Source organism: Qipengyuania profundimaris (genome assembly GCF_030717945.1).
Taxonomy (GTDB): domain Bacteria; phylum Pseudomonadota; class Alphaproteobacteria; order Sphingomonadales; family Sphingomonadaceae; genus Qipengyuania; species Qipengyuania profundimaris.
Genome location: NZ_JAVAIM010000001.1, coordinates 1,267,314 through 1,280,025, shown reverse-complemented (window position 1 = coordinate 1,280,025; position 12,712 = coordinate 1,267,314). Strand labels below are relative to the sequence as shown.

General features: G+C 64.2%; 16 protein-coding genes. 12 read left to right on the top strand and 4 right to left on the bottom strand.

The window, feature by feature from the left end; all coding sequences use genetic code 11:
• Positions 1-23: 23 nt before the first annotated feature.
• The 5 genes from Q9K02_RS06265 to Q9K02_RS06245 are packed head-to-tail and all read left to right on the top strand — an operon-like array spanning position 24 to position 3,764.
• A complete protein-coding gene (locus tag Q9K02_RS06265; RefSeq protein WP_305932116.1) occupies positions 24-1,127 on the top strand; it encodes an AI-2E family transporter in 1,104 nt (367 codons plus the stop codon).
• Positions 1,128-1,131: 4 nt separating this feature from the next.
• The gene (locus tag Q9K02_RS06260) at positions 1,132-2,373 is read left to right on the top strand and encodes a DUF3089 domain-containing protein (RefSeq protein ID WP_305932115.1); all 1,242 of its coding nucleotides are present in this window, start codon (positions 1,132-1,134) and stop codon (positions 2,371-2,373) included.
• The gene (ruvX, locus tag Q9K02_RS06255) at positions 2,352-2,837 is read left to right on the top strand and encodes a Holliday junction resolvase RuvX (protein WP_305932114.1); all 486 of its coding nucleotides are present in this window, start codon (positions 2,352-2,354) and stop codon (positions 2,835-2,837) included. The genes Q9K02_RS06260 and ruvX overlap by 22 nt, the downstream gene beginning before the upstream one ends.
• 59 nt (positions 2,838-2,896) lie before the next feature.
• On the top strand, positions 2,897-3,355 hold the full coding sequence (locus Q9K02_RS06250; RefSeq protein WP_305932113.1) for a PaaI family thioesterase: 459 nt from the start codon (positions 2,897-2,899) through the stop codon (positions 3,353-3,355).
• Positions 3,348-3,764, top strand: a complete 417-nt coding sequence (locus Q9K02_RS06245; RefSeq protein ID WP_305932112.1) for a PaaI family thioesterase — start codon at positions 3,348-3,350, stop codon at positions 3,762-3,764. The genes Q9K02_RS06250 and Q9K02_RS06245 overlap by 8 nt, the downstream gene beginning before the upstream one ends.
• Here the strand turns inward: Q9K02_RS06245 and Q9K02_RS06240 are convergent.
• Positions 3,761-5,986 (bottom strand): transglycosylase domain-containing protein, encoded by a 2,226-nt coding sequence (locus Q9K02_RS06240; RefSeq protein WP_305932111.1) that lies wholly within the window; start codon positions 5,984-5,986, stop codon positions 3,761-3,763. The genes Q9K02_RS06245 and Q9K02_RS06240 overlap by 4 nt on opposite strands.
• Positions 5,987-6,035: 49 nt before the next feature.
• Positions 6,036-7,028, bottom strand: a complete 993-nt coding sequence (locus Q9K02_RS06235) for an AAA family ATPase (protein ID WP_305932110.1) — start codon at positions 7,026-7,028, stop codon at positions 6,036-6,038.
• 55 nt (positions 7,029-7,083) lie between these two features.
• Here Q9K02_RS06235 and Q9K02_RS06230 point away from each other — a divergent pair, with 55 nt between their 5' ends.
• Entirely contained in the window at positions 7,084-7,929 is an 846-nt protein-coding gene (locus Q9K02_RS06230) for an oxygenase MpaB family protein (protein WP_305932109.1), read from the top strand.
• On the opposite strand, the gene Q9K02_RS06225 is transcribed toward Q9K02_RS06230, so the two are convergent.
• Complete coding sequence (locus Q9K02_RS06225; protein ID WP_305932108.1) at positions 7,926-8,621, bottom strand: winged helix-turn-helix transcriptional regulator; 696 nt, start codon at positions 8,619-8,621, stop codon at positions 7,926-7,928. The genes Q9K02_RS06230 and Q9K02_RS06225 overlap by 4 nt on opposite strands.
• Before the next feature lie 82 nt (positions 8,622-8,703).
• Here Q9K02_RS06225 and Q9K02_RS06220 point away from each other — a divergent pair, with 82 nt between their 5' ends.
• From Q9K02_RS06220 to Q9K02_RS06210, 3 genes are read left to right on the top strand one after another with little or no spacing between them, the layout of a single operon-like run.
• Complete coding sequence (locus Q9K02_RS06220) at positions 8,704-9,066, top strand: DUF1428 domain-containing protein (protein ID WP_305932107.1); 363 nt, start codon at positions 8,704-8,706, stop codon at positions 9,064-9,066.
• A gap of 3 nt (positions 9,067-9,069) precedes the next feature.
• A complete protein-coding gene (locus Q9K02_RS06215) occupies positions 9,070-9,702 on the top strand; it encodes a glutathione S-transferase family protein (RefSeq protein ID WP_305932106.1) in 633 nt (210 codons plus the stop codon).
• A gap of 17 nt (positions 9,703-9,719) precedes the next feature.
• Positions 9,720-10,160 (top strand): SRPBCC family protein, encoded by a 441-nt coding sequence (locus tag Q9K02_RS06210; RefSeq protein ID WP_305932105.1) that lies wholly within the window; start codon positions 9,720-9,722, stop codon positions 10,158-10,160.
• On the opposite strand, the gene Q9K02_RS06205 is transcribed toward Q9K02_RS06210, so the two are convergent.
• Positions 10,161-10,754 carry a J domain-containing protein gene (locus Q9K02_RS06205; RefSeq protein ID WP_278327238.1) on the bottom strand — a complete coding sequence of 198 codons (594 nt, stop codon included), beginning with the start codon at positions 10,752-10,754 and terminating at the stop codon, positions 10,161-10,163. It abuts the gene before it with no gap.
• 60 nt (positions 10,755-10,814) lie between these two features.
• On the opposite strand from Q9K02_RS06205, the gene Q9K02_RS06200 reads away from it, so the two are divergent.
• From Q9K02_RS06200 to Q9K02_RS06190, 3 genes are read left to right on the top strand one after another with little or no spacing between them, the layout of a single operon-like run.
• Complete coding sequence (locus Q9K02_RS06200) at positions 10,815-11,087, top strand: BolA family protein (RefSeq protein ID WP_305932104.1); 273 nt, start codon at positions 10,815-10,817, stop codon at positions 11,085-11,087.
• Positions 11,084-11,815, top strand: a complete 732-nt coding sequence (locus tag Q9K02_RS06195) for a glutathione S-transferase (protein WP_305932103.1) — start codon at positions 11,084-11,086, stop codon at positions 11,813-11,815. Before Q9K02_RS06200 ends, Q9K02_RS06195 begins: the two co-directional genes overlap by 4 nt.
• A complete protein-coding gene (locus Q9K02_RS06190) occupies positions 11,812-12,702 on the top strand; it encodes a pirin family protein (RefSeq protein ID WP_305932102.1) in 891 nt (296 codons plus the stop codon). Before Q9K02_RS06195 ends, Q9K02_RS06190 begins: the two co-directional genes overlap by 4 nt.
• Positions 12,703-12,712 lie beyond the last annotated feature (10 nt).

Genomic DNA, 12,712 nt, shown 5'->3' with positions numbered 1-12,712 from the left:
CTTCGAACAGGGGAGCAAACAAGATGTCCGACAGCGAGCGCAGCGACCTCGGCAGGAGCCCGACCCGGATCGACAGCAGGTCACTGCGCCTCGAAATCGGGAAGGCCTTCACCTGGGGGATCGTGATCGGCCTGCTGGTGCTGGCGGTTTACATTTCGCAATCGCTGCTCGTGATCTTCGGTGCCATGGTGTTCGGCGCGCTGATCGATGGCGGAGCGCGCCTCTTGGCTCGCATCCTGCCGATTGCTCGCGGTTTCCGCATCGCCATCGTGTTGTTGCTGACCGCAGCATTTCTCATCTGGCTCGGCTATTTCGCGGGTTCTCAAATCTCGCAGCAGGCGGCGCAGTTCCCCAGTATCGTCACCGAGCAGATCGGCCGCACCATCGGCTGGCTGCAGTCGAGGGGTTTTGCGGTCGAGTCCGGCGATATTCGCAGCTTCGCGGGATCGCTGGCAAGCGGCGTGGGGACGGTAACGCAGGCCATCGGCGGTGTCGTCGGCGGTCTCACGACGCTGTTCCTCATCATGATTATCGGCATCTATTTCGCCGTCGATCCCGACATCTACGAGCGCGGGGCGGCCTGGATGATCCCGGCGCGCCATCGCGATGCTTTTTACGACACCTTCAGCCACATGGCGAAGACCTTGCGCCGCCTGCTGGCAGGGCGCTTGCTCGGCATGCTGTTCGAAGGCTTCTTCACCTGGATCATGCTGGCGTTCGGCGGCATGCTGATCGGTATCGACCCGGTGCCGATGGCCGCCCTGCTCGGCCTGCTGACGGGCCTGCTCGCCTTCATCCCCAATATCGGCGCGATCGTATCGGGCGTGCTGATGGTGCTGGTCGGCTTTTCGGGCGGGACCGATATGGGGCTCTATACGATCTTCGTCTATTTTCTGGTCCAGAACTTCGACGGCTACGTCATCATTCCGATGATCGCGAAAAAGACCGTCGATCTCGCCCCCGCGCTCGTCTTGTCGGCACAGCTGATCTTCGGCGTGCTGTTCGGGATTCTCGGGATCGCGCTCGCCGATCCGCTGCTGGCGATGATCAAGACCGCTTTGCAGCGCCGCTCTGCTCGGATGGAGGATGTGGACGACGTGAAGACATTCGAACCGAAGGACGCCTGAACGCATGGTCCGCAAGTTTCTCTACATCGTCTCGTTCCTGATCGTGCTGGTCATTGTCGGCGGGATCGCGCTATCGATCTGGTCGCGTGAAGCGACCGAAATCGCGTTCGTACCGCGCGGCGATTTCGTCGAGCAGGAGCCGCTGGACCAGAACGCCTACCAGGACCCTGCGATGTGGTATTCACGCCCCGGCCTCGGCGCGAACGATCCGGCGCGCTATCAGCCGGCGGTCGCGGAGACTCCTCCCGATCCGGCGGAGCGCACGCCATCCCCAGATGCGCCCGCCGCAGAGCAAAGCCTCGACCGCGGCGCGCCTCAGGTGGGTGTCAATTCGCAGCCCGGCGAGGTCGCAAACCCGCGCGAGCTGCCCGATTTTGCGGTCTTCTTCGTGCCCCCTACCAGCTACACCAAGGGCGCCCTGGGTGACTGGAACGCGCCGCTGAACGATGCCGATACCGACCAGCTTGCCCGCGTTTTCCTGCGCGGCCTCGCCAGTCCCTTCAACCGCGCCGACGAGGTCTGGGCACCGAAGTACCGCCAGGCCGCGGTTGGTGCTTTCCTGACCGACCGCGAGGAAGCGACGCGCGCCATCGATGCGGCTTATGCCGATGTCGAGCAGGCGTTCCGCTATTTCGTCGAGAGCGTGGGACCGGACAAGCCGATCGTGTTGGCCGGGCACAGCCAAGGCGCGGCACATGTGTTGCGCTTGCTGCGTGACGTGGTGGCGGGAACATACCTCGAGCCGCGCATCGCGGCCGTCTACGCGCCCGGCTGGCCGATCTCGCTGGCGCACGATCTGCCTGCCCTGCCCCTTCCCGCCTGCGCATCGCCCGGTCAGTCCGCCTGCATCGTCAGCTACCTCAGCTTCGCGGACGATGGCGATCCGGGCCAGTTGCTCACGCGCTACAGCCAGATGCCAGGCCTCGATGGCCAGCCGCGCGGGACCGAGGACCCGGTGCTCTGCGTCAATCCGCTGACCGGCATGACCGGCGGCTCCGCGCTTCCCAGCGACAATCTCGGCACGCTGGTGCCGGAAGAAAGCCTCGCCACGGCAGAGTTGGTCGCCGGAGCAGTCGGCGCGCGCTGCGGGGACAACGGCATACTCTACATCGGCGATCCGCCCGAACTGGGCCAGGGCGTGCTGCCGGGCGGGAATTATCACGTCTACGACATCCCGCTGTTCTGGAAGAATCTACAGGACGACGTGGTGCGGCGGGTGACGGCATGGACGCCCGCGCAATCGTAACCGACAACGCGCTCGAATTCGGCGACGCGCTGCCGGACGGCGGTGCCTTGCTGGGCCTCGATGTCGGCACCAAGACCGTCGGCATCGCGACCTGCGACCGCGAGTGGCGCTTCGCGACGGCGGGCAAGACACTACAACGCGGCAAGTTCGGCAAAGACAGTGAGAGCCTGCGCGCGCTGGCGAGCGAGCGCGCCATCAAGGGCGTCGTCATCGGCCTGCCGCGCAATATGGACGGCAGCGAAGGCCCGCGCGCGCAGGCGAGCCGCGCCTATGCCCGCAACGTCGCGCTGGCGCTCGGCCTGCCGGTGCTGCTGTGGGACGAGCGCTGGTCGACCGCCAGTGCCGAAGGCGCGATGATCGCGCAGGACATGAGCCGCGCCAAGCGCGCCGCACGCATCGACAGCCACGCCGCCGCGATCATCCTGCAAGGTGCGATCGACACGCTGGCCGGCGGCGGTTTCTAAGCGGATTGGGCATGAAATCGATTGATGCCGGTTGATAACGCGCGCTATCGGGCACCGCAATGACCGGCAAAGTGCGCAAATTCGATCCTGCGGAGGCGACGAAGTTCTTCACCGCTCGCGGGCATTCGGGCTGGCTGGGCCTCACCTATTCCGACCATGGCGACGACTGGGTGGAGCTGGAGCTGCCTTGGCGCGAGGACCTTCTTGGCGAAGAGGGGCAGCGGGTGCTCGCTTCCGGCCCGATCCTCAGCCTGATGGATATGGCCAGCGGCATGGCGATCTGGCGCACGATGGACGAATTCAGCGCCATCGCAACGCTCGACCTCAGAGTGGATTACGTGCGCCCCGCTCGCGAAGGGGCCAGCGTTTTTGGTCGCTCGCAATGCTATCGTCTGACTCGCAGCGCCGCCTTCGTCCGGGGCCTTGCCCATGATGGCGATGCCGAGGATCCGGTCGCGCATATCCAGGCTGTTTTCATGAAGATTGCGCCGCAAGGTCCGGTGGTGCCTAATGGCTGAACCGACCGACATGGATGCGCTGACGCCCTACGCACGATCGCTCGGCATCCGGCTCGATCGCAGGGAGGATGACGGCACGCCCGTGATGCGGGTGGAGTTCGACGAGACGGTCGAGGGCCGTCCCGGGCACTATCACGGCGGGGCGACCGGGGGGTTGCTGGAAACGGCAGGCTATGCGCTGCTTAGGGCGGAGCTGGAGCGCCGGGATCGCTCGGCAGTACTCAAACCGATCAACATCACGGTGCAGTATCTGGCGGCGGGCAAGAGCCAGGCGACCTATGCCAAGGCCCGGATAACCAAGCTGGGTCGGCGCAGCGCGAACTTAACGGTCGATGCGTGGCAGGACGATCCGCAGCGCCCGATTGCCACAGCGGTCATGAATGTGCTGATGGCGGAGCCGCAAGGCTAGAAGCGAGCACTCTCCAAATCTCGCAGGCGTTCGTCGCGCTGGCGCCTGATTTCCTCGTAACGCTCCTCGGCCTCGATCTGGCGTTCTTCCGCCCGGCGACGTGCCTCTTCGATCGCCTGGTCATCGATCCCGATGCCGTCTTCGCCGATGCGGATATCGATCGGAATGCCGTCGACCTCGGTCGAGAACACTGCCTCGCCGTCGCGTATCCGAATACGCGAATTGCCATCGCCCACCGGGATATCGCCGATGTCGGGCACATCGAGCGGCTCGATGGGCGTGCCCGGATCGCGCTGTTCGCGCGGCGCAGGCTGGCCGGTCGCCTGTACGCCGAGCGCGCGGTTCATGAAGTCGCGCCAGATGCGGGCAGGCAGGCCACCGCCGGAAATCCCGTCGAGCGGCGAATTATCGTCGTTGCCGATCCATACGCCGACCACCAGATCGCCCGCATAGCCGACGAACAGCGCATCGCGATTGTCCTGAGTCGTGCCGGTCTTGCCGAAGTTCGGACCGCTCAGCATCGCCGCACGGCCGGTTCCCTCGTTGATCGCTGCCCGCAGCATCCGCTGCATCTCGTCACGCGTCGATGAAGAGAAACTGGACGGCCCGTCCCAGAGGTTCTCGAAGAACCCGCGTTCCGGCTTCGCGAAAGCGTGAGCCTCTGCCGGATAGGCATTGCCGGCCACGGCGGCATAGGCGGAGGTAAGCTCGAGCAGGCTCATCGTATTGGTACCCAGCGCCAGACTGGGATCGCCCTTGGCGAGCGGCGAGGTGACGCCGAGGTCGCGCGCCAGCTGGATCACCTTCTCACTGCCGACTTCTTCGAACAGGCGCACGGCGGCGACATTGCTCGACTGCGCGAACGCCTCTTCCAGCGTCAGGCTTTCCGAATAGCGATCGCGAGAATTCTTGGGGCGATAGCTGCCTTGGGTGAACGCGGTATTGGCGATGCGATCGTCGGGGTCCCACCCGGCCCGCAGCGCGGCGAGATAGACGAACAGCTTGAAAGTCGATCCCGGCTGGCGCTTGGCCTGCGTCGCGCGATTGAACGGCGACTTCTCGTAATCCTTGCCGCCGATCATCGCCACGACTTCGCCATTGGGCCGCATCGCGACGAGCGCCACCTGCGCGGAGCCGAGGGGCGCACGGCCGGTCACATCGCGCGCGATCGCCTGGAGGCGGCTGTCGAGCGTGGTGGTCAGCGTCTGCCGGGCGTAGCCACCGTCCGCCTCCTTGCGCGCTTCGGGCAGCGCCCAGTCGGCGAAGTAAGTGCCGGTCGGCAAGTCGCTCTTGAGCCGCACGTCGAGCGCCGGGGGTGCCATCCCGCGCGCCTCGACCTCGGTGATGTATCCCGCCGCCACCATCGACTTCACCACCAGGCCCATGCGCTGTTTGGCGCGGTCGTAATGCTTGGTGGGGGCATAACGCGAGGGTGCCTGGAGCAGGCCCGCCAGCATGGCCGCCTGGTTAGGCTTCAGGTTCTCCGGCTTGCGGTAGAAATAGTGCATGCTGGCCGCGCGCAGGCCGTAGACATTGTCGCCGAAATAGGCGTTCGAGAGGTAGCGTTCGAGGATCTCGTCCTTGGTCAGCCAGCTTTCGAGCCAGAACGCGATCAACGCTTCGCGCGCCTTGCGGGTCAGCGTGCGTTCGGGCGTCAGGAAGGTGAACTTTGCCAGCTGTTGCGTGATCGTGCTGCCGCCGCCGGTGCCCGTGAAGATCGCCCGTCCGATGCCGCGCGGATCGACGCCCCAGTGATCGTAAAACCGCCGGTCCTCGATCGCGAGGAAAGCCTCCACCACATGCGGTGGCAGGGTGTCCACATCGACCGGCTCGTCGACGATCGCACCATTGCGAGCGATCGGCGTACCGTCGGCCGCCAGCAGAGTGATCTGCGGCGGGGCGATCGGTTCGAGCGACTTGGACAGCGGAGCGGTGATCGCCAGCCAGCCGACCAGCAGGATAAACAGGGCGAGCAACCCCAGCGCGATGCGCCCCGCCCACCAACGCTTACGACGGCCCAGCCAATAGTCCCGCTGCCACCAGCGCAATCTACGGCGCTCTTCGGCTTCGAGCGCATGGTCGAGACCGGAGAGCCGGTCGTCCCAATCGTCATACGGGGAGTCGTCGTAATCGAACGCATCATGCGTCGCATAATAGCCTCTATGGCCCGATGGCTCGGGCCCGGCCTGCGGCCTGCGTCTGGAGGAATCGAATACGCCCATCGCCCACTGTGTTAAACGAACAACACAGTCATGGATAGGGGATGCAGGCTTAACCCTTGCCAACGACGCTTTCCGGCAGGTCTTCGCCAAAGACCCGCTGGTAATATTCGGCCACCAGCATCCGCTCTTCCTCGTCGCATTTGTTGAGGAAGGAGAGGCGGAAGGAGAAGCCGACGTCCTTGAAAATCGCATAATTCTGCGCCCAGGTGATCACGGTACGCGGGCTCATAACGGTCGAGATGTCGCCATTGATGAAGCCCTGGCGCGAGAGGTCCGCGACCTTGATCATGTCGGCCAGAACCTTGGGATCGATGTCCGGATTCTTCGCCTCGACGATATCCTGCTCGGTCTCGGCAGGCAGATAGTTGAGGCCGACGACGATGTTCCAGCGGTCCATCTGGCCCTGGTTGATCTGCTGCGTGCCATGATAAAGTCCGCTCGTATCGCCGAGGCCGACCGTGTTGGCGGTGGCGAACAGGCGGAAATTCGCATCTGGCCGGATCACGCGGTTCTGGTCGAGCAAGGTGAGCTTGCCCTGCTGTTCCAGCACCCGCTGGATCACGAACATCACGTCGGGCCGGCCTGCATCGTATTCGTCGAACACCAGCGCCACCGGATGCTGGAGCGCCCAGGGCAGCAGCCCTTCGCGGAATTCGGTGACCTGAAGCCCGTCGCGTAGCACGATCGCATCCCGCCCGACCAGGTCGATACGGCTGATATGCGCGTCGAGATTGATGCGGATGCACGGCCAGTTGAGCCGCGCAGCGACCTGCTCGATATGCGTCGACTTGCCCGTGCCGTGATAGCCCTGGACCATCACGCGGCGGTCGTGCGCGAAGCCGGCCAGGATGGCGAGCGTGGTGTCCGGATCGAACACGTAGTTCTCGTCGAGATCCGGCGTACGCTCGTCCGGCTTGGAAAACGCCGGGACTTTCCAGTCGATGTCGATCCCGAAGGTTTCGCGCACATCGACTTGCGTATCGGGCGCGGAAAGCACCGTCTTGGCGGAGGCATCGAAGCTCTTGTCGGTCATGTCGTTCATCGCCTGCGCGACCTAGGCATTTATATCCGCTGCGCCAAGCCTATATTGGCTGGCGATGCCGCAAGACCCCCTTTCAGAGAAACTTCGCCTCAAACTGGTCGAGCGGGTGCGCGGCGTGTTCAACGATGTCGAGGGCGGCGAACAGCCGGTGCCGGTTTCGGACGAGGCATTGTTCGAGAAGGATTCGCCGATCCGCCTGGTCCATGCGGACATCGTCGGCATGATGGTGGGCGGCATTCGCGGGCTGTTGCTGCAGATGCTGCATCCCCACGCGTTGCAGGGCGTGCTCGACCATTCGAATTTCCGAGCCGACATGCACGGGCGCCTGCGCCGCACCGCGCGATTTATCGCCGTCACCACCTTCGGCCACCGCGATGACGCCATGGCGGCGATCGAGCGGGTGAATCGCATCCATGCGAAAGTCGGAGGCACGCTGCCCGACGGCGCGCCTTATGAGGCGACCAATCCGCGTACTCTCGCCTGGGTTCATGTGGCCGAGGCGACCAGTTTCCTCGCCGGCTACCTGCGCCATGTTCGCCCCGACATGCCGGGCAGCGAGCAGGACGAATACTATCGCCAGTTCGCCGTCATCGCCCGCGCGCTGGGAGCCGATCCGGTGCCGCTGGACCGGCGCGAAGCGGAGGCTTTGTTCCGCGAATTGCGCGGCGACTTGCAGACCTCGCCAGCGGCGCGCGAAGTGGCGCAGCTGGTGCTGACGCAAAAGCCCGAGGGCTCACCGTCAGCGGTGCAAGCGATGCTCGGCGCAGAGGCGGTCGCACTCCTGCCGCCCTTCGCCCGCTCCATGCTCGGCCTCGAACGGCCCGGGCTCGCCAGCATCCCCGCACGAGCGGCGACCTGGGGCATGGGCCGGACGCTGCGTTGGGCTTTCCGTCAGGGCTAGGCCAGCTTGTCCGGCAGCTCGAAGATTTCGGCATAGGCGAGCGCACGCTCGCGATCCCCCTCAATGACGAGTCCCGCTTCATTCTCGAGCTGCGAGACCGGAACCCCGGCGTACAGCAACGCGGCCATGACGGGTGCAACAGGAGCCCGAAAAACCGCGTCCGCCCCTCCCGGCTCGCCCCGCGAAATTCGAATCGTTCCATCATGCAGCGTCGCCGAAAATTGCTCTTCCGCGATGTCGAAACCGATCACCGTGTCGATACTGTGCGCCTTCTCCCGATTGAACATGGTCCGCATCGATAGCATCAGCGAGACCGGCGACAGCGGCAGCGTCGGATCATGCTGCGCGGACATCGCGGCCCAACGACCGAGTTCCTGGATCAGCGCCTCGGCTGCATATCCCCACTCGGAAAGTTCGTAGACCTGCGCAGAAACCGGCGGTGGGAGCTTGCGCCGGATCAGGACCCCCGCATCGGACAGGCCAGCCAGTCGCTCGGTCAGAACCTTGGCCGAAACACCCGGGAGGCTGGCGCGCAAGTCCGAAAAGCGCCGCGGGCCGAACATGAGTTCACGAATGATGAGCAGCGACCAGCGCTCGCCGATGAGTTCCATCGCGAAGGCCGTACCGCAAGCATCATCATACCAGCGACCATGAACGCCCCGACCCGGATTGGTTTCTTTTGGTAACTTCATTGTTGCTTTTTGTAACCCAAAGGAGAATGTTTGGCAAATGGCGAGTCGCAGCCGGCTCGCTTGTTGGATGAGGAGAATTTGAGTGACCTATGTCAGCGGCTTCGTGCAGCCAGTTCCCGACAGCAACCGGAAGGCCTACATCGCCGCAGCCGAAGCCGGCTGGGTCCTATTCAAGGAGTACGGCGCCTTGTCGATGATGGAAAACTGGGGCGACGATGTTCCCGAGGGAACGCAGACCGACTTGCGCCGCGCCGTTGCTCTCGACGAGGGCGAAAGCGTGGTCTTCAGCTGGATCGTCTGGCCCGACAAGGCCACGGCCGACGCCTGTTACGCGACGATGGAAACAGACGAGCGCTGGCAAAAGCTCGACATGCCGTTCGACGGCAAGCGGATGATCTTCGGCGGGTTCGAAACCGTCTTTACCGCGACAGCGAAAGGAGCTTGAGCCATGGCCGACTACACTTTCTTCACCAACCCGATGAGCCGCGGGCAGATCGCGCGCTGGGCGTTGCACGAGGTCGGCGCAGATTACGAAACCGAGCTGGTCGACTGGGAGAGTAAGCCGGAGGCGCTCATGCGTGCCAATCCGATAGGCAAGGTCCCTACCCTAGTCCATCACGATGGCGACCACATCCATGTGATTAGCGAGGCGGCTGCCATATGCCACTACCTTGGCGAGATGCATCCCGAACGCGGCTTTCTGCCCGAGCATCACGAGAAGGCGGATTACTATCGCATGCTGTTCTTCGCAGCTGGCCCCGTGGAGCAAGCGGTGACGAGCAAGGCCATGGGCTGGGAAGTTGCGGACGAACACACCGGCATGGCCGGCTTCGGCACTTTTGACCGGGCGATGGACACCCTCGAAACCCTGTTGTCGGACCGCGATTACGTCTGCGGCGATCGCTTCACCATGGCCGATGTCTATGTCGGCAGCCAATGCGCTTGGGGCCTCGACTTCGGCACCATGCCGAAGCGCGATGTCTTCGCCCGCTATGCCGAGCGCGTGACCAGTCGCGACGCCTGCCGCGAAGCCCGTGCCATTGACATGGACCTGATCGCGCAATCGCAAGCGAACGATTGATTCCAAGGAGATTTGCGATGCACGAACTCTCGATCACCCGCAGAATTAACGCAGCGCCAGAGAAGGTGTGGGACGTCCTCGCCAACCGGCAGGACGAATGGTGGTGCCCCAAGCCCTGGATGATCGAGATGGTCGCGCAGGAAAGGCGGCCTGGAGGGCGCAGCGCGATGATCATGCGCGGTCCCGACGGCGAGGAAATGCCGCAGGAGGGCATTTTCCTCGCATGGGACGAGGGCCGTCGCTTCGTGACGACCGACGCCGTAAAATCTGACTTCGAACCCTCCGATCCCTTCATGATCGGAATCTGGGAGATCGAGGCCTATGGCGACGGCACCCGCTACACCGCCCGCGCCCGCCACTGGACGGAAGACGCGATGAAGCAGCATGCGGACATGGGCTTCGAGGAAGGCTGGGGTGCCTGCGCGGACCAGCTCAAGGCGCTGTGCGAAGCGGACTGATCAGGCGATTGCGCGCGATTTCCTCAGCAGCTGGTAGGCTTCCACCACCCGCCCCAATCGCGCCTCGTGGCGCCGGTCCCCGCCATTGCGGTCGGGGTGGTAGCGGCGCACCAGTTCGGAATAGCGGCGACGCAGCCGTTGGCGGTCGATATTCGTGCCGAGGCCCATGGTCTCCAGTGCCTCGGCCTCCTCGCGGCTGAAGCGCCCATCCATCGCCATCTCCGCTTCGCGCCGCGCGCGGCTGCGGATACCTGCCGCCCGCGCGGAGATCGCATCGAGCGGGTCGTCGTAATCGGCCCAGCGCGGCATGCCGTCGACACCGGCGGTCGGGCGGTACGCCGGTTGTTCCGTCCGCCAACCCGCACCGGGCGCTTGCGCGTGGTAGATTTCCTCCGCACTCATGCCTTCGAACCAGTCGTATCCCGCGTTGAATTCGCGCACGTGATCGAGGCACAGCCATTGCCACTCGCCCGGACCGTCGAAACCGTGCCCGCGGCCACCGGGGGCGCGAAATTCGCCGGGCTCCTCGCAAGTGGGGTGGGCGCAGACCCTGCCGGTATCTTCGTATCGTCCGTGGAACCTCGTCTGGCGCATTCGTTGTAGAATGGGGAGCGATGCTCGCCATGCAAACCCCGCAAGAGGAGAAATTGCCCGATGGCCGGAAAAGTACAGCAAGAAATGGAAGCGCTTCTGACGGAGGCTTTCGAGCCTACGCGGCTGGAAGTGATCAACGACAGCGCCAAGCACCACGGCCACGCGGGCGACGACGGCAGCGGCGAATCGCACTTTACCATCGTCATCGAGGCGGCGGCCTTCGCCGAGAAATCCCGGCTCGAACGCCAGCGGATGGTCAACAAGGCGCTGGGCGACATTCCTGGCGAGCGGGTTCATGCGCTCGCCATTCAGGCCTCGGCGCCGACGCCATGACGTCGCCCGCCTACGATCTCTGGTATTGGCCATCGATCCAGGGACGCGGCGAGTTCGTGCGGCTATTCATGGCAGCCGCCGGGATTCCATACCGCGACCGGGCGCGAACCGATGATGCGCAGGCGCTGGTCGAAGATATGGAGGCGCGCGAAAAGAGCGGCCAGTTCGCGCCCTATGCGCCGCCCTATCTGGTCGAGCGGGAGATGGGCTTCGCTATCGCTCAGGTCGCGCATATTCTCACTTGGCTGACCGACAAGCACGATCTGGACTCCGGCGATCCGGCGACCGATCTCCACCTGATCCAGTTGCAGCTCACGATCACGGATATCGTCGCCGAGGTGCACGACACTCATCACCCTGTGGCGAGCGGCCTGTATTTCGACGACCAGAAGGATGCGGCAAAGCGTGCCGCCAAGGCATTTCGCGAAGAGCGCATTCCGAAGTACTTCGATCATTTCGAAGCGGCCCTGTCCGTCAAACCGGGGCCTTTCATGGTAGGCGCGACGTGGAGCCATGTCGACACCTCGCTGTTCCAGCTGGTCGAAGGTCTGCGCTATGCTTTCCCGCTCCGGATGGCCGCGATCACCGACGACTATCCCAAGCTCATGGCCTGCCGCGACGCGGTGGCAGAAATCGAAGGCGTCGCGAGCTATCTGGACAGCGAGGCGCGCATCCCCTTCAATGAGGATGGCATTTTCCGCCATTACGAGGAGCTGGACGCCGCATGAGCCAGATCACCGAGACCCTGATCCCAACCACCCACGATCTCGGCCAGTTCAAGGTGCGCCGCGTGCTTCCGGCGAAGGCACGATCGATGGTCGGGCCCTTCATTTTCGTCGACCAGTTCGGCCCGGCGCAGCTCGATCTCGGCAGCGGGATGGACGTGCGGCCGCATCCGCATATCAACCTCGCAACCGTCACCTGGCTGTTCGAAGGCGCGATCGACCACCGCGACAGCATCGGCAGTTTCTCGACCATCCGGCCGGGTCAGGTAAACCTGATGACGGCGGGCAAGGGTATTGTTCATTCGGAACGCTCGCCCGAAGAGGAACGCCGCGCAGGACCGAAGCTCTACGGCATGCAGACCTGGCTCGCCCTGCCCGACGGGCGCGAGGAGATCGATCCGGCTTTCGAAGCCATGAAGGATCTTCCCGTAATCGAAGATGGCCGCGCGAAGGCCGTGGTGATCATGGGCGAATTATGGGGCGAACGAGCTGCCACGACGACCTATGCAGACACGATCTACGCAGAAATCGTGCTCGAAGCAGGCGGCGCGATCCCCATCGAGGACGAGGCGGACGAACGCGCCGTCATGCTGGTGGGAGGCGAGGCGGAGCTAGACGGGCATAAGCTCGAGAAGTTTGCTCTTAACGTGCTGCAACCGGGGCGCGACATGACACTCGAGAGCAAGTCCGGCGGGCGGGTCATGCTGCTCGGTGGCGAGGCGTTCGAAACGCAACGCCATGCGTGGTGGAACTTCGTCAGTTCGAGTCGCGATCGCATCCAGCAAGCCAAGGAAGACTGGCGCGAAGGACGCTTCGCCGACGTGCCGGGCGATAGCGAAGAGCGAATTCCGCTGCCCGATGGCGCACCCAAAACCGTAACCTATCCTTGAGGGGGATCAT

Excerpts from the sequence above, each read along its gene's own strand:
- Q9K02_RS06200 (WP_305932104.1), top strand. The coding sequence starts at position 10,815 with ATGGCCGGAAAAGTACAGCAAGAAATGGAAGCGCTTCTGACGGAGGCT.
- Q9K02_RS06230 (WP_305932109.1), top strand. The coding sequence starts at position 7,084 with ATGCCGCAAGACCCCCTTTCAGAGAAACTTCGCCTCAAACTGGTCGAG.
- Q9K02_RS06205 (WP_278327238.1), bottom strand. The coding sequence starts at position 10,754 with ATGCGCCAGACGAGGTTCCACGGACGATACGAAGATACCGGCAGGGTC.
- Q9K02_RS06195 (WP_305932103.1), top strand. The coding sequence starts at position 11,084 with ATGACGTCGCCCGCCTACGATCTCTGGTATTGGCCATCGATCCAGGGA.
- Q9K02_RS06190 (WP_305932102.1), top strand. The coding sequence starts at position 11,812 with ATGAGCCAGATCACCGAGACCCTGATCCCAACCACCCACGATCTCGGC.
- Q9K02_RS06265 (WP_305932116.1), top strand. The coding sequence starts at position 24 with ATGTCCGACAGCGAGCGCAGCGACCTCGGCAGGAGCCCGACCCGGATC.
- Q9K02_RS06215 (WP_305932106.1), top strand. The coding sequence starts at position 9,070 with ATGGCCGACTACACTTTCTTCACCAACCCGATGAGCCGCGGGCAGATC.
- Q9K02_RS06245 (WP_305932112.1), top strand. The coding sequence starts at position 3,348 with ATGGCTGAACCGACCGACATGGATGCGCTGACGCCCTACGCACGATCG.
- Q9K02_RS06250 (WP_305932113.1), top strand. The coding sequence starts at position 2,897 with ATGACCGGCAAAGTGCGCAAATTCGATCCTGCGGAGGCGACGAAGTTC.
- ruvX (WP_305932114.1), top strand. The coding sequence starts at position 2,352 with ATGGACGCCCGCGCAATCGTAACCGACAACGCGCTCGAATTCGGCGAC.
- Q9K02_RS06225 (WP_305932108.1), bottom strand. The coding sequence starts at position 8,621 with ATGAAGTTACCAAAAGAAACCAATCCGGGTCGGGGCGTTCATGGTCGC.
- Q9K02_RS06260 (WP_305932115.1), top strand. The coding sequence starts at position 1,132 with ATGGTCCGCAAGTTTCTCTACATCGTCTCGTTCCTGATCGTGCTGGTC.
- Q9K02_RS06240 (WP_305932111.1), bottom strand. The coding sequence starts at position 5,986 with ATGGGCGTATTCGATTCCTCCAGACGCAGGCCGCAGGCCGGGCCCGAG.
- Q9K02_RS06235 (WP_305932110.1), bottom strand. The coding sequence starts at position 7,028 with ATGAACGACATGACCGACAAGAGCTTCGATGCCTCCGCCAAGACGGTG.
- Q9K02_RS06210 (WP_305932105.1), top strand. The coding sequence starts at position 9,720 with ATGCACGAACTCTCGATCACCCGCAGAATTAACGCAGCGCCAGAGAAG.